At 43.3% G+C, this 19162-nt stretch carries 12 protein-coding genes; 4 read left to right on the forward strand and 8 right to left on the reverse strand.

Going from position 1 to position 19162, the window contains the following annotated elements:
* Window positions 1-63: 63 nt before the first annotated feature.
* On the reverse strand, window positions 64-1434 hold the full coding sequence (gene der, locus HWQ58_RS33940; protein WP_292872583.1) for a ribosome biogenesis GTPase Der: 1371 nt from the start codon (window positions 1432-1434) through the stop codon (window positions 64-66).
* Window positions 1435-1906: 472 nt separating this feature from the next.
* On the opposite strand from der, the gene HWQ58_RS33945 reads away from it, so the two are divergent.
* Together HWQ58_RS33945 and HWQ58_RS33950 are read left to right on the forward strand one after the other, a co-directional pair.
* Window positions 1907-5386: a caspase family protein gene (locus tag HWQ58_RS33945; RefSeq protein WP_292872585.1), complete on the forward strand. Its 3480-nt coding sequence runs from the start codon at window positions 1907-1909 to the stop codon at window positions 5384-5386.
* A gap of 264 nt (window positions 5387-5650) precedes the next feature.
* The gene (locus HWQ58_RS33950) at window positions 5651-10240 is read left to right on the forward strand and encodes a caspase family protein (RefSeq protein ID WP_292872587.1); all 4590 of its coding nucleotides are present in this window, start codon (window positions 5651-5653) and stop codon (window positions 10238-10240) included.
* 174 nt (window positions 10241-10414) lie between these two features.
* On the opposite strand, the gene HWQ58_RS33955 is transcribed toward HWQ58_RS33950, so the two are convergent.
* On the reverse strand, window positions 10415-11611 hold the full coding sequence (locus HWQ58_RS33955; RefSeq protein WP_292872589.1) for a site-2 protease family protein: 1197 nt from the start codon (window positions 11609-11611) through the stop codon (window positions 10415-10417).
* 289 nt (window positions 11612-11900) lie between these two features.
* The gene (gene psaK, locus HWQ58_RS33960; protein ID WP_292872591.1) at window positions 11901-12158 is read right to left on the reverse strand and encodes a photosystem I reaction center subunit PsaK; all 258 of its coding nucleotides are present in this window, start codon (window positions 12156-12158) and stop codon (window positions 11901-11903) included.
* Window positions 12159-12279: 121 nt separating this feature from the next.
* Here psaK and HWQ58_RS33965 point away from each other — a divergent pair, with 121 nt between their 5' ends.
* Window positions 12280-12921 carry a phosphoribosylanthranilate isomerase gene (locus HWQ58_RS33965; RefSeq protein WP_292872593.1) on the forward strand — a complete coding sequence of 214 codons (642 nt, stop codon included), beginning with the start codon at window positions 12280-12282 and terminating at the stop codon, window positions 12919-12921.
* 91 nt (window positions 12922-13012) lie between these two features.
* On the opposite strand, the gene folE is transcribed toward HWQ58_RS33965, so the two are convergent.
* The 5 genes from folE to HWQ58_RS33990 form a co-directional block, all read right to left on the reverse strand.
* The gene (folE, locus tag HWQ58_RS33970) at window positions 13013-13720 is read right to left on the reverse strand and encodes a GTP cyclohydrolase I FolE (protein ID WP_292872595.1); all 708 of its coding nucleotides are present in this window, start codon (window positions 13718-13720) and stop codon (window positions 13013-13015) included.
* A 118-nt stretch (window positions 13721-13838) separates the two neighbouring features.
* Window positions 13839-14564, reverse strand: coding sequence for an SDR family oxidoreductase (locus HWQ58_RS33975; RefSeq protein WP_292872597.1), 726 nt, complete (start codon window positions 14562-14564; stop codon window positions 13839-13841).
* Window positions 14565-14930: 366 nt separating this feature from the next.
* Complete coding sequence (locus tag HWQ58_RS33980; protein ID WP_292872599.1) at window positions 14931-15911, reverse strand: acetyl-CoA carboxylase carboxyltransferase subunit alpha; 981 nt, start codon at window positions 15909-15911, stop codon at window positions 14931-14933.
* Window positions 15912-16009: 98 nt separating this feature from the next.
* Window positions 16010-17029 carry a long-chain acyl-[acyl-carrier-protein] reductase gene (locus tag HWQ58_RS33985; protein WP_292872601.1) on the reverse strand — a complete coding sequence of 340 codons (1020 nt, stop codon included), beginning with the start codon at window positions 17027-17029 and terminating at the stop codon, window positions 16010-16012.
* Window positions 17030-17284: 255 nt separating this feature from the next.
* Window positions 17285-17983: an aldehyde oxygenase (deformylating) gene (locus HWQ58_RS33990; protein ID WP_292872603.1), complete on the reverse strand. Its 699-nt coding sequence runs from the start codon at window positions 17981-17983 to the stop codon at window positions 17285-17287.
* Between the two features lie 181 nt (window positions 17984-18164).
* Here HWQ58_RS33990 and HWQ58_RS33995 point away from each other — a divergent pair, with 181 nt between their 5' ends.
* Window positions 18165-18992, forward strand: coding sequence for a carbohydrate ABC transporter permease (locus HWQ58_RS33995; protein ID WP_292872605.1), 828 nt, complete (start codon window positions 18165-18167; stop codon window positions 18990-18992).
* The last annotated feature ends 170 nt before the right edge of the window (window positions 18993-19162 follow it).

Below are 19162 nucleotides of genomic sequence, written 5' to 3' on the forward strand. Positions count from 1 at the left end.
AAGTCGATAGGGTTCTGTAGTTAGCAATTTTGGTTTTAACTCATAACTCTCAACTCATAACTCCTAACTTATTTTGACGCGAGTTGCTCTATTAACATTACCACTTTCGGCATCACGGACTTTTTTACTGCGCCACAGTAAAATAATTGGTGTGCCTTTAAATCCTAGCTGTTGACGGAATTGCCGTTCAATGTAGCGGCGGTAGTTGTCGTTGAAGCGTTTGGAGTCGTTGACAAATAGAGCGATCGTTGGTGGTTGGCTACTTACTTGTGTACCATAATAAATCTTGCCCTGACGCCCACCACGAGATGCTGGCGGTGAATGCCAACTAACGGCATCTGTTAAAACTTCATTAATCACTGATGTGCTGACACGGCGTTTGTGTGATTCAGCTGCCGTTTTCACCAATTCGAGAATTTTTTCTACCCGTTGTCCTGACAAGGCACTCACAAAAATTGTTTCTGCCCATTCGGTAAAATGTAACCGTGATTGCAGAGTTTTTTCGTAGTCGTAGATTGTATAAGAGTCTTTTTCGACAGCATCCCATTTATTAACGACGATGATGCAAGCTCGGCCTTCTTCGATAATTCGCCCAGCTAATTTTTGATCTTGCTCGGTGACTCCATCGACGGCATCTATTACTAATAAAACTACATCAGCGCGGCGAATCGCTTTGAAAGCACGGTTAATACTAAAAAATTCTGTGCCGTATTCGATGTGTTTCTTTTTGCGAATACCGGCAGTGTCAATCAATCGGTAAGTTTGTCCGGCTCGTTCAATGACAGTATCAATAGCATCGCGGGTTGTACCAGAAATGGGGCTGACAATTGCCCTTTCTTCCCCAACAAAAGAATTAAGTAAGCTCGATTTGCCCACATTTGGGCGTCCCACAATTGCTACTTTGATTTCATTAGTTTCTGGAATGTCTTCAATCGCAGGGATGTGATTAACTAACTCGTCGAGTAACTCTCCTGTGCCACTGCCATGAATCGCGGAGATGGGGTAAGGTTCGCCCAATCCCAATTCCCAAAATTCAGCAGCTTGCATTAAGCCTTGTTCTGGGGATTCACATTTATTTACTGCTAGTAGTACAGGTACGGGTTGTTGGCGCATCCATTCAGCGATTTCTAAATCTGCCGATGTGGGGCCTGTTTGACCATCGACGACAAAAATAGCGCCACACGCTTCTGCAAGGGCTGTCATTGCCTGTTGACGAATCAGTGGTAAAAATTCCGTATCATCATTAAAAACTAAACCACCAGTGTCTACCACTAAAAATTCGCGACCATTCCAGAAAGCTGGTAGATAAGTGCGATCGCGTGTCACTCCCGGTTCATCATGGACAATCGCCGTTTGTTCCCCGGCGAGTCGATTAACCAGGGTGGATTTGCCCACATTCGGGCGTCCGATAATTGCAACAATTGGCAGTGCCATAAAACCAGGGTAAGTCAGAGGTGTAGTATATCACGTCCTTACATTTTACTCACTTTCAACTTGAAGTTTTAATAATTTCCCCATCATCTGAAGCGATCGCTATACTTCGGGTAAAACTGCTTTTTTGGCGCTCTGCTTCGCGCCTTTACAACGGACATTTTGACGCTACTTGCTACCCTGCGGGAACGCTAAAAGCGAACAACGGGGAAAATACACACGCAGGTGTCTTTGGCTTGGCGCAAGACAAAAAATGTTATCCGAAAAATACCCGTGGGGGTACTTTTTAAATTTAATTGGATATTTTATAGTCATGACAAAGGTTTTGGTGAATGTCCTAAAACCTAGATATCCGGTTATCTTGTGCATAGAATAAAGACTTTCAACCAACATAAAAGTGGGGAAATAAACCAAAATCCCAATCATTATTATCTGAGCAGTTTAAAAATCATAGCTTCAGGAGATACAAATAATCATGACTCGCAACTTATACGCTCTGCTTATTGGTATTGACAATTATCCTGATTTAAATCATCGACTCCAAGGTTGTGTAAACGACATTACAGCAATAGAAGAGTATCTTAAAGAACGGCTCGATCAAAAAGAATACCAATTACATTTACAAACGCTTAAGGATGACCAAGCAACCCGTCAGGCAGTCATTGATGGCTTTCGCAAGCATCTTTGTCAAGCTGGGCAAGATGATATAGTTTTGTTTTATTACAGTGGTCACGGTTCTCAGGAGCCGGCACCAGAAGAATATTGGCATTTAGAACCTGACCATTTAGATGAAACTTTAGTGTGTTATGACAGTCGTATTGAAGACGGCGTGAATTTGAAAGATAAAGAATTAGCAAAACTTATTGTCGAAGTAGCAGAAAAAGACCCGCACATTACCATTATTATCGATTGCTGCCACTCTGGTTCTGGCACTAAAGACCCATTGCAAGAGAGAGGAATACGTCGCCTCCCTATAGACAAGCGAGAACGCTCACTGGATAGTTTTATGTTTTCTCACGCCGACTTAACGCAACTTACAGCTTCCCGTGACCTGGAAAAACACCCCAGTGGCTGGAAGATACCCAAAAAAGTTGGTCATATACTTCTAGCTGCTTGTCGAGACTACGAAAATGCGCAGGAATACTACTTCAATGACAAACACCGAGGTAGTTTCTCTTATTACTTGATGGATACACTTTCTAAAGCCAATGGCAAATTGACTTATCGAGATTTGTTTGAGCGGACAAATGCCATCATCCGCCGTAAATTTCCAGCCCAGTCTCCTCAGTTGGAAGTGAATAATCCTGATGATGAAAACAAATTTTTCCTGGATGGAGCGATCGCAGAACGTCATCCCTACTTTATTGTTAAAAATGACCTAAACTATGGCTGGGTAATTAATGCTGGTGCTGTCCACGGAGTGCAACCACCCAAAGATGGCGAAACCACTTTACTAGCACTGTTTGCCTTTGATGCTAATATCCAAGACCTGGATGAGGCAGCAAAGTCTGTGGGTAGAGCAGAAGTGACTAGGGTGCTACCAACCCAGAGTCAGGTAGATATCAAAGATGTGCCAAACCTCATTGCTGATGGTAGTACTTGTTTCAAAGCAGTTGTGACCAGCCTACCGCTACCACCTTTAGGCGTTCACATTGAAGGAGATGAAGCCGGTGTAACTTTTGCACGCCAAGCACTAGCAACAGCTGGACTCAATGGTCAAGCTTCACCTTATGTGCGCGAGGAGAATGAGATTGGTAAAGCCGAGTTTCGCCTACTTTGTCGTCATCAACAGTATTTGATTGCCCGACCTACAGATGATCGACTTCTAGTAGCTGAAATTGATGGCTATAGTCCAGACAATGCCAAACAGGCAATTAAACGTTTAGAACATATTTCCCGTTGGACAACAATTGCGGAACTCTCAAATCCAGCAACTAAGATTAGAGCCAATGATGTAGGGATGAAACTGAAGTTTGGAAATGAAGAATCATCTCAATTGCAGCAGCGTTTGCAGTACACGTATAGGGATGGTGAGTGGCAAAGTCCGGAATTTAAACTGGAACTTACCAATAAAAGTCAGAAGCCACTTTACTTTGGCTTAGTCAACCTTTCAGACAGTTTCGCTATTAGCGCCAAATTTTTTGAAGCAGGTAGCATTAGGCTAGAACCAGAAAGATCAGCACTGGCTTTAGACGGCGAAGACTTAATACTCAAAGTCCCAAAGGAGTTGTGGTTACAGGGAATTACTGAGTACAAAGACATAATTAAATTGATTGTCAGTAATCAAGAATTTAATGCCAGATTGCTGACTCAGAATAAACTTGATGCTCCTCCTCCACCTGCCACAAGAGATTTAGAACCTGCAAATCAAAGTAGCCTTGAGCGTTTGATGAATCGAACTCAAAATCGTGAAATCGAACCCAAAAGTGCAGCGAATTATGACGATTGGTATACACAGGAAATTACGATTACCACTGTACGTCCCTTATACTCTACCCCAGTTTCTCAGACAGAACAAAAATTATTAGCACCAGAGGTGGCAGGGGTGGAATTACTGGTGCATCCTAACTTGGTGGCAAATGTTCGCCTAACTACTACACCGCAAGTCAGCCAAGATTTAGGAAATAAAATTTTGCCCCCTATCCTGTGGGAAGATCCAGAAGTTACTCGACCTTTCCAATTTACTACGAGTCGAGGTACTGACCCTGGATTAAATGTATTGGAATTGAACGAGATTCAAGATTACACAGTTGTCACCTCAGATGCACCTTTGAAATTATTAGTACATGCACCGTTAGCAGACAATGAATATCTTCTTGCTGTTGGCTATGATGGAGAATTTTTCTTGCCTTTAGGTCGCGGTAAAACAACTCAAGATAGGAAAATAGAAATTGAGATACAACGATTACCAGCCCCAGTTAGTCAGGGAGAACGTAGCCTACAAGGATCTATTCGCATCTTCTTTCAAAAAGTAATCAGTCGATATTTTGGGCGGGAATTTCAGTATCCCATTTTAGCGGTGGCTGAGGTGGGAGACGACAAGAAAGTAACCTATAGACGGAATGTGGTTGATGTTCAGCAGCAAGTAGCAAAAGCAAGACGAATTGCTCTTTATATACACGGTATTATTGGCGACACTGAAAGTTTAGTTAGCAGCATTAAACAACCCATATTGCTAGCAGATGGACAAAAGCTTTCTATCAGCGAACTTTACGACGTGGTTCTTACCTTTGACTACGAAAACCTGAATACTTCAATTAAAGAGAATGCTGAAAATTTGAAACGGCGGCTAACAGAAGTCGGTTTAGGAGCAAACCACGGTAAAGAACTACACATTATTGCTCATTCAATGGGAGGTTTAATTTCCCGTTGGTTTATTGAGCGAGAAGGAGGTAATAAAGTTGTCCAACATTTAATTATGTTAGGTACACCAAACGCCGGTTCTCCTTGGCCAGTTGTTGAAGATTGGGCAAAACTCACTTTGGGTATTGGACTCAATAGACTTTCTACAGTTGCTTGGCCTGCAACAGTGCTGACAGGTTTGATGGGAATTCTGGAAAAAAATATTAGAGTAGCTCTAGCGGAGTTAAACCCAAACTCTGATTTTCTCAAATCTTTGGCAGCAAGTGAAGATCCTGGCATTCCCTACTCAATTATCGCTGGCAATACATCTATTAATCCGACAGCATTAGAGCAGCAGCTAGAGAAAAAATCTAGTGTTTTAGAACGGCTAGAGCAAAGTTTATTTAAGAAAGTTGTAAATTTACCTTTCTTTGGTGTAGATAATGATATTGCAGTCACTGTAGATAGTATTGAGAATATTCCCAAAGGGCGATCGCTTGCACCCTTTGTTCAACAGGTAGCTTGCGACCACTTAAGTTACTTCAGTATCGAATTACCAGAAGTTGGGTTAGACGCTTTGATTAGAGCGATCGTCGCCCAACAAAAGAAGTAGACAGTTGAAAGGCAAAAATAAGCATTTACTTTTGTTATTGTTGCCTTGATAAATTATCTAACAATACAGTTAAGTTAAGGATTGTTTGTGGAGATTTGATATGTGTAGAGACGTTGCAATGCAACGTCTCAAAGCGAGGTTATCAGTCATACAAGTTATCTTCACCTAAAAGTATTGTGTTAAAGGCATCAGACTTTCTGCTGTGTCTGTGCATGAGATTTTTAGAAGTATTCAACTGGAATTGATATTAGATGAGGCTTACTAATGTCTAAGCATAAGTTCAACCGTAATTTTGCTATTATTATCGGTATAAATGACTATGTAAATGGTATTAGAGAGTTAGAAACAGCGGTTCCTGATGCTGACAAACTTGCTCAAATTCTCCAAGAACAGCATCAAAATCTCAAACAGCAATATCAAGCAGAAAATAAATATGAAGTCCAGTTGCTATTGAATCAACACGTTACCCTTAGCAAACTCAAAGAACTAATTGAAGACTTCAAACAAGGACAAATACCTTTTGACAACGAAAAAGTGGCAATTACCAAGAGCGATCGCATCCTCTTCTATTTTGCTGGACATGGTATCGCTTTAGAGGCTCTAGAAAATCAAGAGGGGCCAGTAGGTTATTTGATTCCGCAAGATGCCACATTAGGAGATAGTAATACCTACTTGCCGATGCAGGAGTTACATGATGCCCTGAATGCACTCCCTTGTCGGCATCTGTTAGCAATTTTAGATTGCTGTTTTGCAGGCGCTTTTCGTTGGGCAAGTCTCAAGCGAGAGATTCAGCCCAAAGTCACAGTCTATAAAGAACGCTACGATCGCTTTATCAGCGATGCCGCTTGGCAAGTAATTACTTCGGCAGCAGACGATCAAAAAGCTTTGGATTCTTTGGGTGTGCGGGGGGAAGTAAAAGAAGGTAACGAGGTTCACTCTCCCTTTGCCAAAGCACTTTTTGATGCCCTACGTGGAACTGACAAAAAAGCTGACTCGAATGATGATGGCATCGTTACGGCAACTGAACTGTACTCATATTTGCGAGATCAAGTTGAAGTTGTCACAGAAAAGAATTACAAGCGGCAAACTCCAAGTCTGTGTCCTTTGAAAAAACATGACAAAGGGGAATTCATCTTTCTGTTACCTAATTTTGACCGAGATAAATTGGAGGATGCACCACCACTTAACCTTGAAAATAATCCCTATCGAGGATTGCAATCTTATGACGAAAAAGACAGTAACTTGTTTTTTGGTAGAGACAACCTAATCAAACAGCTTTATCAGCGAGTCGTTTCTAATAAACAAACGTTGACAGTGATACTAGGCGCTTCTGGAACAGGTAAATCCAGCTTAATGAAAGCCGGGTTATTACCGCGTCTGCGTGATTCCCAGGAGCATAAGTTTCAGATTTTAGATCCCATGCGTCCAGGGGAAACTCCTTTGCAGGCTTTAGCACAGGTGTGTTTACCAATTGCAACTAAAATTACTGTTGCAGAATTAGCAAAAGACGAGCAAGCTTTAGCAAACATTGTTGAACGTTGGAGCCAGACTAATCCCCAGATTAAACTATTGCTATCAGTCGATCAATTTGAAGAGTTGATTACCCTGTGTAAGAGTGACGAACAACGAGAGCAATTTCAGAAATTGATCGAGAATGCGATCGCTAAATATCCCGACAAAATCCATGTAGTTATCACCTTGCGACTCGACTTTGAGGGTCAGTTTCAAAACTCTATACTTAAAGACTTTTGGAATGATGATACCCGATTTGTCGTCCCACCAATGACCCAAGATGAATTCCGGGAAGCAATTGAGAAACCAGTATCTGAAAAAGTGGTATATTTCGACCCTCCCAGCCTGGTGGATGAACTGATCAACGAAGTCGTACAAATGCCAGGTGCTTTACCCTTACTTTCTTTCACCCTCAGCGAATTGTACCTGAAATATTTAGAGGAACGAAGGGACAACCGCGCCTTAAAAAAGGAAGATTACGAAGAGTTAGGAAGAGTAGTTGGTTCTCTAACCAAACGTGCTAACCAAGAATACGATCAGTTAGTAAAAGACCCCGCCTATGAACATACAATACGTCAGGTAATGCTGCGGATGATTTCATTGCAGGGTGGCGACTTAGCAAGGCGACAGGTTCCCAAGTCTGAACTAATTTACGCCGATGAACAAGAAAGCGATCGCGTGCAAACAGTCATCAAACGTTTTTCTGAAGCCCGCTTAATCATTGAAGGTTCTAATTCTCAAGGCGAACCCTATGTAGAGCCAGCCCATGATGCTTTAGTGGAGGGATGGGATAAATTACTCAAGTGGAAAAAAGAAGAAGACATAATTTTACAACGGCGGCTAACAGCAGCTGCCGAAGAGTGGGAAAGTGTCGCCAGCAAAAAACAGCCATCAGGTTTGCAAGCCAAAGCTGAAACTGTAATTGATTGGTTAGATCGCAGATTATACGTTGCTGAAAACTTATTTAGCAAAATCCCGACTCGGCTTGTTCAAGGATTACAGCAAAGACAGCATCAACAAGAGGGTTTGAGAGAGAAACCTATACAGTTTCTTTGGAATAGTAATCCTTATCTTGATGTATTGAATCAGGAACTCCAGTCTCATGACAATTGGTTTAACCAGTTAGAAACAGAATTTGTCCAACAAAGTGTTTTACAGAAACGCCGGAACATTAGTTGGCGATGGCGGATTGCGATCGCAGTTATCGGGGGTTTAAGCTTGTTAACTCTTTGGGCGCTGATTAGTCAAAGAAGTGCAAAAATTGGTGAAACCAGTGCTTCTAGAGAAACAGCAGAAGCCAAGCTACAGCAGCAAGAAGGGTTAGATGCGTTAGTTTATAGCCTACGAGCAGGAAGGTCACTACAACACCCACTGTTGCAATCAATATTTAGTCCAGGTGAGCAGCTACAAAATCAAGTCACAGGAACGCTGCAAGAAGCGGTTTATTCAGTCCGAGAACGCATCCGCTTAGAAGAGCATCAAGGCACGGTCAGAAGCAGTTTTAGCCCAAATGGGCAGTTACTAGCAAGCGCTGGAGAGGACGGTATTGTTCGCTTATGGAACTTACAGGGTCAGGAGCAGGCTGTATGGAATACAAATCTGGTCAGAAGCCTCAGTTTTAGCCCGGATGGGCAACTACTGGCTACAGCTGGAGAGGATGGTATTATTCGCTTATGGAACTTACAGGGTCAACTGTTAGCAGAATTGAAAGGGCATCAAAGTCGCGTTAAGAGCATCCGTTTTAGCCCAGATAGTCAGCTAATCGCTAGCGGCGGCGATGACGATTCAATCCGGTTATGGAACTTACAAGGTCAGCAGTTGCGAGGATGGAAAGCAAATCAAAACTCGGTCAACAGCCTCAGTTTTAGCCCGGATGGGCAGCTGTTGGCTACAGCCGGAAAAAACAGTACTATCCACCTGTGGAACTTGCAGGGTCAGCAGTTGCAGAAATTTGTTGGGCATCAACAACCTGTTAGCAGTGTCAGTTTTAACCAAGATGGTCAACTACTGGTCAGTGGTGGAGAGGACAAAACTGTTCGCGTGTGGAACTTGCAGGGTCAGCAGTTGGGGAAACCTTTTACAGGGCATCAAGGCCGAATCTGGAGTGTGCAATTTAGCCCAGATGGTCAACAAGTAGCTAGTGCAGCCGGAGATGGCACCGTCCGTTTATGGAATTTGCAGGGTAAGGAGTTGGAGAAATTTGCTGGGCATCAAGGCCCAGTTAGAAGCGTCAGTTTTAGCCGAGATGGTCAACTACTAACTAGCGCCGGAGATGATAAAACTGTCCGCGTGTGGAACTTGCAGGGTAAGCAGCTGACAGAATTACAAGGGCATCAAGATCGAGTTCTCAGCATTAATTTCAGCCCAGATGGTCAACGAGTAACGACTGGGGGAGATGATGGCATCATCCGCTTGTGGAACTTACAGGGTCAACAGTTGCTAGGATGGACGGCACATCAAGGTCAACGAGTCCACAGTGTCAGTTTTAGCCCGGATGGTCAGTTAATGGCTAGCGCCGGAGATGATAGCAATGTCCGCGTGTGGAACTTGCATGGTCAACAGTTGACAGCATTATCAATGGCAGAATTTTCTGGTTATCCAAAGCATATATGCGATGTCAGTTTTAGCCCGGATAGCAAACTAGTAGCTAGTGTGGGAGAGAACGGTGTTGTTCTTGTGTGGGACTGGCAAAAGCGGCGGCAGTTAGCAAAGTTCTCTATGATAAAATTCCCTAGTGCAAAGCACTTCTGCAAAGTCAGTTTTAGCCCAGATAGCAAGCTGCTGGCTAGCGCCGGAAATGACGGCATTATCCGTGTGTGGAATTGGCACAAACAGCAGTTGATCACAGACATTCTGGGTCATTTAGGCCCTGTCTATAGTGTGGCATTCAGTCCCGATAGCCAGCGACTAGTTAGTGCTGGAGATGATGGCACTATTCGCTTATGGAACTTGCAGGGTAAGCCATTCCAGGAATTCGTGGCGGCAGTAAATTTTGGGGCGGCGGTGAATTCAGTAGCATTCAGCCCCGATGGCAAAATGATTGTCAGTAGTGACCAAAAAGGTAATGTGCAGTTGTGGGACTGGCAGAATAGGGAGCAGTTTGCTGCCTGGAAAGCACATCAAGGCGAAGTCAGGAACGTCAGTTTTAACAAGGATGGTAAAATACTGGCTAGCGCGGGAGATGATAGCATTGCTAAGTTGTGGCCGATTCAATCATTCGATGAGCTGATACAAGGGGCTTGCGATCGCGCACGTGACTATTTGCAGAATAACCCTAATGTGGAGAGCGATCGCCATCTCTGTGACAATGTACCATCAACTGCTACAAATCCAGACAAGTAAGGTAAAAGCGATGTCTATGACAAGCTACGCCGACACTACATTTTTATAAATAAATAAAAAAGGTAGGATTTCCTACCTTTTACCCAAAAAAAGCATTTTGTAACCAAATACCAAATTAAATATCACACACGCTTTTGACGTATCTATTGCAAAACTATGACGAGTGTATGACGTTTAATTTGTAATTGACTTCGCTATTCCTCCCAGTTGCAACCCAGGCGGATAGCTACCTTCTTCTTTGATGCGCTTAATTTCAGCATCGCTTATCTGCAAATTTAACTTTTGTACTAGCGATCGCACAATATCTCCCCGATCAATTACACCAGCTACGGCTCCAGCAGGAGAAAGTACGGTAATTCTAAGTAACTGCTCATTTTCTAATTTGTTAATTACCTCAGCAATCGATGTTGATTCTGCAACGGTAGGTATTTCTGTCAGCGGATGCACTATGCTGTGTAAAGTTTCGGTTTCCCATTCACTCCTTTGGGTTAAACGGAAATCGTCAATGGAAACTAGACCCCGGTAACGTCCATCAGAAGCAGCAAAATAAACCTGTGAAGGAGCGGTTTCTAAAAGATATAAATCGGCAAAGGAACGCAATGTCTGGTCAGCATCAATTACACGAAAGTCACGAGTCATCGCATCGGCCGCCACCACCTTGAGTAGGCTTTCTTGTAATGTAGTCATGTTGTCATAGGTGTTAGCGTTGCGGACAGCAAACCAACCTAACAACGCAATCCACAAACCAACTACTAACTCCCTGGTCACAAAATCTACAACAAATCCGAAAGTGATCGCACCATAACCCAATATTTGTCCCGCCTTTGCAGCCAAGTGTACGGCTTGAAAACGATTACCCGTGATTTGCCATAGTGCTGCTTTTAACACTTGCCCCCCATCTAGAGGTAAGCCGGGAATCAGGTTAAATAGAGCCACCACTAAGTTAATTCTCGCCAAATCTCCGACCATGACACTGAGGGGATTAGTATCAGGGATCGCAAAAGCTGCCAGACGGAGCAGGAAAAATAGTATGATACTCACCAAAGGGCCAGCGATCGCTACTTGAAAGGCTTTGAAAGGAGTTTTAGATTCTTCTTCAATGGCAGCAATCCCGCCAAACATAAATAGGGTAATTGAATTAACTCTAATGCCCTGCGATCGGGCTACCAAGCTGTGACCCAACTCATGTAATAGCACCGAACCAAATAGCAGCAGTGCCATAACTATTCCAGCACTCCAAGCTATAACATTTCCCCATTCTTGATAAGCTACCCCAAAATTCAGGGTTGCCAACCCTAAAATCACAAACCATAACGGGTCTAAAAACAGGGGAATTCCAAATAATGACCCAATTCTCCAATTTGTTTGCATTACACTGCCCTAAAACTAGATATCGCCAGTACTTTTTATACCGAAATACTATGCATATTCGTATACACATTTATATTGAGCATTAATTCGGTAGTAACAAGTGACGAAATGCTCTTATTTCTAGAATAGACAATTAATGCCTGTGAGCAAAACTTTGGAATTGGGCATTGGATATGGGGCATTGGGCATGGGTCATAAGTTATTTCTTTCCTACTTCCCCTGCCCAAATCATTTTTAGGAGTTTTGTATTGATAGCGGGGTTACAAGTAACACCTTTGTCATTACCAAACTACAGACGACCGATGTAAGTTAGTCCTAAAACGATGCCAACGCCAATAATATGACCAAAAGCCATCGCAGCAACGAATGTTGGAATACTAATTGGTAGGATAGGGAACTTGGGACCAACTAGGGGTTTTTCAATCCTAGTACTTAGTAAAACTATTACTAAGCTACTGATACTGATGATGATTCCTACTATGGGATTCCACGCAGGTGTTGCGGGAACAGATGCAGCGGCGGCTGCTAGTAAAATAGAATAAATCAAGCTTTTGTCTCCTAAACGGAAAAGTTAATGTAGACCTACAAGATTATAAAATTACAAGGCCCAAAAATTTTTTAGATAGTTTAGACTTTTCTGATGATTAGTTTAAATTTGTTAAATATTCATGCGCGTTAAGATTTGCGGCATCACCCAACCACAGCAGTCTATAGCGATCGCCTCTCTAGGCGCAACGGCACTAGGATTTATTTGTGTACCAAACTCACCTCGTTACGTAACTACATCTCAAATTCGGGCAGCAGTGGCAGAACTCCCGGCAAATATTGACACAATTGGGGTTTTTGCCAATCTTAGTATCGCTGAAATCAGTCAGATAGTTACTGATTCTGGATTGACTGGTGTGCAGTTACACGGAGATGAATCACCGAATTTTTGCTACCAATTACGTCAAGCTTTACCTAATGTCGAAATTATTAAAGCACTGAGAATTTGTAGTCTTGAGCATCTCGACACAGCAGTTGATTACACAAAATATGTAGATACTTTGCTACTTGACGCTTACCATCCGCAACAACTCGGTGGTACAGGCAAAACTTTAGATTGGAAGATGCTAGAACAATTTAGCCCTAGTTGTCCTTGGTTTTTAGCAGGAGGATTAACAGCCGATAATATTGTGCAAGCCCTAAATCAGGTTAATCCTAGCGGCGTTGATTTATCTAGTGGTGTGGAACGGACACCAGGAGATAAGGATTTAGATAAAGTAGCACTCCTATTTCACAGTCTAAAGAACATTGGTAAAGTTACTTAGAAGTTAGGAGTAATGAGTTTGAACTAACTCCTAACTCCTAACTCAGCACTCAGCACTCAGCACTCAGCACTCAACACTCAGCACTCAGCACTTAAAAAAATGGTGGTTGGTGGCGAATTAAGTTAAAAAATTCTTCGCGGGTTTTGTGCTCCTCTTGGAACACACCAACCATTGCGCTAGTGACAGTCCAGGAACCTGGTTTCTGAACGCCACGCATTACCATACACATGTGGCTAGCTTCCATCACGACAGCAACGCCTTGAGGTTCCAGAATCGTCTGGATTGCTTCGGCAATTTGGCGGGTTAGTCTCTCTTGTACTTGTAAGCGACGGGAATACATCTCAACAATCCGGGCCAGCTTACTCAGTCCGACAACTTTTTGGTTGGGGATATAAGCAACGTGTGCTCTACCCATAAATGGCAGCATGTGGTGTTCGCACAGACTAAAGAAGTTAATATCTCTAACAAGTACCATCTCGCTATGCCCTTCATCAAAGATGGCATCGTTAACGAGTTCTTCAAGAGATTGGTTGTAGCCACTGGTAAGAAACCGCATTGCTTCGGCTACTCGTTTGGGTGTTTTGAGAAGTCCTTCGCGTTCGGGGTCTTCGCCAACTCCCAGTATTAATGTCCGCACGGCGTCTTTCATTTCGTCCAGCTGTTCCTCTGTTGGCTGGAACACATCCGCTTGTCGCCCGTTGTGGGTGTTGCGATCGGGTCTTGGAGTTATGGCTTCTGCCAAGTCGGGAATCAGAGGCGATTGAGAGCAATTGGAACCGTTGGAACTAGCAATAGTCATGATTCAGTCTTGGTTATGGTTTAGTCATATAGTCATTAGTCATTGGTCATTGGTCATTGGTCATTGGTCATTTGCAAAAGACAAAGGACAAAAGACAAAACAAAGGACGAAGGACTAATTAGAGTGCGCCAGCGCTGGGCATGAGGGTCAATTCATCAATCACTGCCTGTTGTGGTAACAGAACTGTGTGGAGAATTGACTGAGCCACAATTTCCGGGGTTAACATTTTAGAACGGTCTAAGTTGATATGGACTGTTTCTGTATCCCAAAGTTCGGTATTGACTGCGCCAGGACAAATAGCTGTGACACGAATGCCGTGAGTGCGTTCTTCTTGTGCCAGGGTTTGAGAGAGGGCTATCAAACCAGCTTTGCTGACGCTGTATGCTCCCCAACCGGGAAAAGGTTGCTTGGCGGCAATTGAGGCGACGTTAATAATTGTGCCTGTGCCCCGATCGCGCATTGAAGGTAAAATCCCCACAATGCACTGAAACACGCTGGTGAGATTCAAGTCAATTACCTGCTGCCAATCCTCTAGGGGAGTTTCGCTTAAAGTGCCTGTATAGGCGATGCCAGCATTGTTTACCAGAATGTTTATATCACCAAAGTCAAGAGCGATCGCTTGGATCTTTTCTTTGACTTCCAAGGTCCGCGCTAAATCTACAGCGTAAGCTTTCGCTTCCACCCCTGTATGCTCTACAGCTTGTCTTACCGCCTCCAATTTATCCAAAGAACGGCTGACTAAGGCGACATCTATTCCCGCTTTCGCAAAGGCTAAAGCCGTTGCTTTCCCAATTCCACTACTTGCCCCAGTAATCAGGGCGCGTCGTTTTTGCTCAACACTCATGGTGTCTCCCAATTTTTTGGCAGTTCCCAAAGCCTATTACTACCCCATTATTCACACTTCTCGGTTTGGATAGATTAAAGGAATCTAAAAATCTGATAATTTCCATTAAGCAGATGCTATGATTCAGCACAATAGTTACCCGTGTTGTGGTTTTAGCAGTGAAGACAAAAAATTGTTGCCTGGAAAACCACGCGGTACATCGTAGATTCAAATTAGATTATTTACATAATACAAAATCCACTCAATCAAATTGAGTAGATTTGCCAAACATGCAAATGCCTATGGCTAGATTGTTAAAAATCTTTAAGCACATAGGCAATTATAATAGCATTGCTGCCTTTACTAATAAATCATTATGCAGTGCCGTTAGTGGGCAACTTCTGTAAAAACACCAATTTTGCGGAATTTTTCATAGCGCAGTTGACGGCGTTCTGGAGCGGTTAAACGATTGAGTTCGTCTAAATTTTCCATCAGCACTTGCTTGAGAGTAGTAGCGGCTTTTAAGGGGTCGGAATGAGCGCCACCAGTGGGTTCAGGCAGTATTTGGTCGATAATTCCCAACTTTTTCAGGTCGTGGGAAATAATTTTTAGCGCTACAGCGGCTTGGGGAGCCTTACCAGCATCTTTCCACAAAATGGCGGCGCAGGCTTCGGGAGTGGCGACGGTATAAACGGAGTGTTCAAACATGAGTAGGCGATCGCCTACACCAATACCAAGTGCGCCACCGGAACCACCTTCACCAATGACTGTGCAGATAATTGGCACATCTAAGCAAAACATTTCCCGCAAGTTGTAAGCGATCGCTTCTCCTTGACCTTGGTGTTCTGCTTCTACCCCAGACCAAGCTCCGGGCGTATCGATAAAAGTTAGTATCGGCATACTAAACTTGTTGGCGTGTTCCATCAATCGCATAGCTTTGCGATAGCCGCCAGGGTAAGGCATTCCAAAGTTACGGGCAATATTGTCTTTAGTATCGCGACCCTTTTGATGACCCAACATCACCACAGGTTGCCCACTCAGACGACCAACACCACCAACTAAAGCCGGATCGTCACCACCACAGCGATCGCCATGCAATTCCATCCATTCATCACTAATTGCCTGAATGTAATCGAGAGTACTGGGGCGACGCGGATGACGAGCGACTTGCAATCGCTGGGACGGGGATAGACTAGTGAAAATTTCCTCACGCAGTTGCATAGCGCGTGCTTCTAGTTGACGAATTTGACTAGAAACATCGACGCCATTTTCTTCTGCAAGTTGCCGAATTTGATCGATTCGGGTTGCAAGTTCTGCTAGGGGCTTTTCAAAATCTAACAGTAGCGGTTTACGCTCGGTAGTTGTCATCGTAGGGATTATAAGTACGAGTTATAAGTTATCCATCTTTTGTCTTTTGTCATTTGTCATTTATCCTTTGTCCTTTGCAAATAACAAATGACCAATGACTAAACCAGCAGTGGTCTAAATCCATGTTTCACTGATACCTTACCAATCTGCTCCATTTTGTCTACGGTAATCTGATTCCGTCCCCACGAAAAGTTCGTGTATAACTTCTCAAATTCCAGCAGCATTGATTCGGCAAAACAAGCAAACAACTGGCGGGCTGGCACGTCCATATTGACGATTTTCATGATTTTCCAGTCAATATCCAGGGAATGCTCTACAATTCCACCATTTAGCACGTATACACCAGGATGCTGAATTTTAGTCGCTAAGTTTTTAGGATAGCCACCATCAATCAACAAACAGGGTTGTTTCAAAGTGATAAGGTCAATTTCCACGCCTTTAGGCATACTAGCAACCCAAACTACAATGTCAGCTTCAGGCAGTGCTTCTGTCAAACCCATGATTTTTCCTCGTCCTAGTTCGCCTTGCAGTTCTTTGAGGCGTTCTTGATCGCGGGCGATCAACAAAAGTTCTTTGACATCTGTTTTCGCGTCTAGCCAGCGGGTAACAGCACTACCAATATCCCCAGTTGCCCCACATATAGCAACAGTCGCTTTTGACAGATCGATTCCCAGTTGTTTTGAGGCTTCTTCCACCTGCTTACAAATAATGTAGGCAGTATGCGTGTTTCCTGTGGTGAACCGTTCAAACTCTAGTTTAATATTGCGGACTTGGCTAAACTGGTCTAACTTAAAGTTTTCAAAAATAATTGAGGAAAATCCCCCTAAAGCTGTAATGTTAATACCATGCTTTTGTGCATGGGCCATAGCGTTGAGGATTTTGCGGGTTGCGGCTTTGATCCGACGGCTAGCCAGCATCTCCGGCAAAAAGCAAGATTCTACATACCGTCCTTCAATTTTTTGCCCAGTTATACTGGTGACAATAATCGTATCGACAATTTGCGGTGGGGCGCTGCACCAAAAGTCTAGCCCTTGATCGGCATATTCTGGGTATCCCAATTCTTGAGCTACCGCTTGAGCGTGTTCTAAACTAGTCAGATGTCCAATTAGACCAAACATGTAGTGATTATTAGGCTTATGCTGTCTTGAGGGCGTGGAATAAATAAGTGGTTTAGCAGTCCTGAGTCCTAAGTCCTGAGTTTTGAAGTTCTGAATTGAAATTTGAACTACTCAGCACTCAGCACTCGTTACTCAGCACTTTCTTGAGGCGTGAAATAAATAAGTGGTTTAGCAGTCCTGAGTCCTAAGTCCTGAGTTCTGAAGTTCTGAGAAATTTGAACTACTCAGCACTCAGCACTCGTTACTCAGCACTTTTTAAGCGGCGATGAGTCCGTAGGCTGACAAGCGCATGATATCGCGAGTCGTGAAACCTATGTTACTTAATGCTTCACCGTATTGAATCATAAAGTCTTCTACCAAAGCATCTTTTTCCATTGCCATTGTGTGGGCATCACCTTCTACTTTGTTGAGCATTTTCCAGACGATGGGTAGGTTCTGGCGATTTGCAAGTTCAAGTTCAGCTTTGGATTCTGTGAAGTGTTCTTTCAACCAAACTTCTCCAAAGTTGAGGTGGCTGTATTCATCTTTTACTACTCCCTCCGTGATTTTGCGTGCAAAAGCGTCAGCGACAGGAATGTAAATGTTATATGCTGCGATCGCAAAACATTCGATAATCAAAGATTGAATTAACAGACAAGTGACGACCTTCCCGGACGCCGCTGCTATTTGGAAATTCTGGTGTAGTCCAGAGAAAAATTCTTTAGCAAATTGCAAATCTGGGGTAACATCCAAATTTCGTCCACAAGCTTCAAATCCTTTCTTGTGTCGGCTTTCCATCTTCGAGAGACGAATCAATTCATCATGAGATTCCGGCAGCAGTTCGGCTAATGTGATGTAATTTTCATGGGCTTCTTGTTCCCCTTCAATTACGATCGCATTAATCCGGCTATAAGCATCTTTGTATGTTTCGCTCTTGAAATCTAATTCTTTAAATTGGTCTGCAAGCTGCTGCATGGTTATGTTTACTCCTGTAAACTTGAATTATTTGACACCAAGATTGAATTTACCCTATGAACTGTAGAGTAACAATCACTGTGGTTTAATTTAACTTAACAAGTAGACTATGTTTATACATTAATTGTTGCTGGGGGCAATGCTCTAGTACTAGCGAAATAAATGCTTTGCGACCCAAGTTATGTTTAAACCAAACCCGAATGTAAAATCTGGTGATTTTTTGAGCCTAGTAATCTTACTGCTAGGGGCATTTATCGTTCTACTACCGCTGTTTGTGGTCTTTCTCACCTCCTTTGCACCGACAGCCGCCAGCCCAGAAAATTTGTCCAAAAATAACTGGTCTTTAGCAAATTACCGCGTTGCGTGGCAACAGGGAAAATTTTTGCTGGCGTTTGCTAATTCTACCTTGGTAGCGATCGCTGTGACGGCGTTTCAGATTGTCACTTCTGCTTTGGCTGGTTACGCCCTAGCACGGTTGAAGTTTCGGGGACGCCAAGCACTGCTATTAGTCGTTTTAGCAACTTTAGTGATTCCCTTTCAGTTATTGGTGATTCCCATCTTTTTGGTGTTGAAGTGGGGACACCTGATAAATACATACTGGGCGCTCATTTTACCCACTGCGGTTAGCGGATTTGGGATTTTCTTATTACGTCAGTATTTCCAGACAATTCCCGTAGAGTTAGAGGAAGCCGCAGCGATAGATGGGGCGAACCGACTGCAAATATTGTGGCGGGTGATGTTACCTTTAGCCCGTCCGGCCTTGCTAACGCTGTTTTTATTCACCTTCATCGGAGAGTGGAATGATTTGTTTAAACCTCTAGTATTTACGACAAGACCAGAATTAAGGACAGTACAACTAGCGTTGGCTGAGTTTCAGGAGCAATTTACGAATAATTGGCCCTTGATGATGGCAGCAGTGACAATAGCGACAGTGCCAGTAATGGTATTATTTATCATCGGTCAGCGTCAATTTCTTCAGGGTATTGCTGTGACGGGGATTAAGAATTAGTGGGGAAACAGGCAAGAATGGAAGCCCGATTTTAGTTAGGGACTTCCAAATAAAAAAATAATCAATCGTTTAGGTAAGCAGGGGGAGCAGGGAGCAGGGGGCAGGGGGCAGGGAGCAGGGAGCAGAGAGCAGGGAGCAGAGAGCAGGATAATTGAGTAATTTAATTCTTG

The organism is Nostoc sp. LPT, assembly GCF_017115165.1.
GTDB lineage: Bacteria > Cyanobacteriota > Cyanobacteriia > Cyanobacteriales > Nostocaceae > Nostoc.

What these genes read in the sequence shown, in the direction of transcription:
- HWQ58_RS33945 (WP_292872585.1), top strand. Translation starts at nt 1,907, where the DNA reads ATGACTCGCAACTTATACGCTCTGCTTATTGGTATTGACAATTATCCT.
- HWQ58_RS33975 (WP_292872597.1), bottom strand. Translation starts at nt 14,564, where the DNA reads ATGAGTGTTGAGCAAAAACGACGCGCCCTGATTACTGGGGCAAGTAGT.
- HWQ58_RS33955 (WP_292872589.1), bottom strand. Translation starts at nt 11,611, where the DNA reads ATGCAAACAAATTGGAGAATTGGGTCATTATTTGGAATTCCCCTGTTT.
- HWQ58_RS33950 (WP_292872587.1), top strand. Translation starts at nt 5,651, where the DNA reads ATGTCTAAGCATAAGTTCAACCGTAATTTTGCTATTATTATCGGTATA.
- HWQ58_RS33965 (WP_292872593.1), top strand. Translation starts at nt 12,280, where the DNA reads ATGCGCGTTAAGATTTGCGGCATCACCCAACCACAGCAGTCTATAGCG.
- folE (WP_292872595.1), bottom strand. Translation starts at nt 13,720, where the DNA reads ATGACTATTGCTAGTTCCAACGGTTCCAATTGCTCTCAATCGCCTCTG.
- der (WP_292872583.1), bottom strand. Translation starts at nt 1,434, where the DNA reads ATGGCACTGCCAATTGTTGCAATTATCGGACGCCCGAATGTGGGCAAA.
- HWQ58_RS33980 (WP_292872599.1), bottom strand. Translation starts at nt 15,911, where the DNA reads ATGACAACTACCGAGCGTAAACCGCTACTGTTAGATTTTGAAAAGCCC.
- HWQ58_RS33985 (WP_292872601.1), bottom strand. Translation starts at nt 17,029, where the DNA reads ATGTTTGGTCTAATTGGACATCTGACTAGTTTAGAACACGCTCAAGCG.
- HWQ58_RS33990 (WP_292872603.1), bottom strand. Translation starts at nt 17,983, where the DNA reads ATGCAGCAGCTTGCAGACCAATTTAAAGAATTAGATTTCAAGAGCGAA.
- HWQ58_RS33995 (WP_292872605.1), top strand. Translation starts at nt 18,165, where the DNA reads ATGTTTAAACCAAACCCGAATGTAAAATCTGGTGATTTTTTGAGCCTA.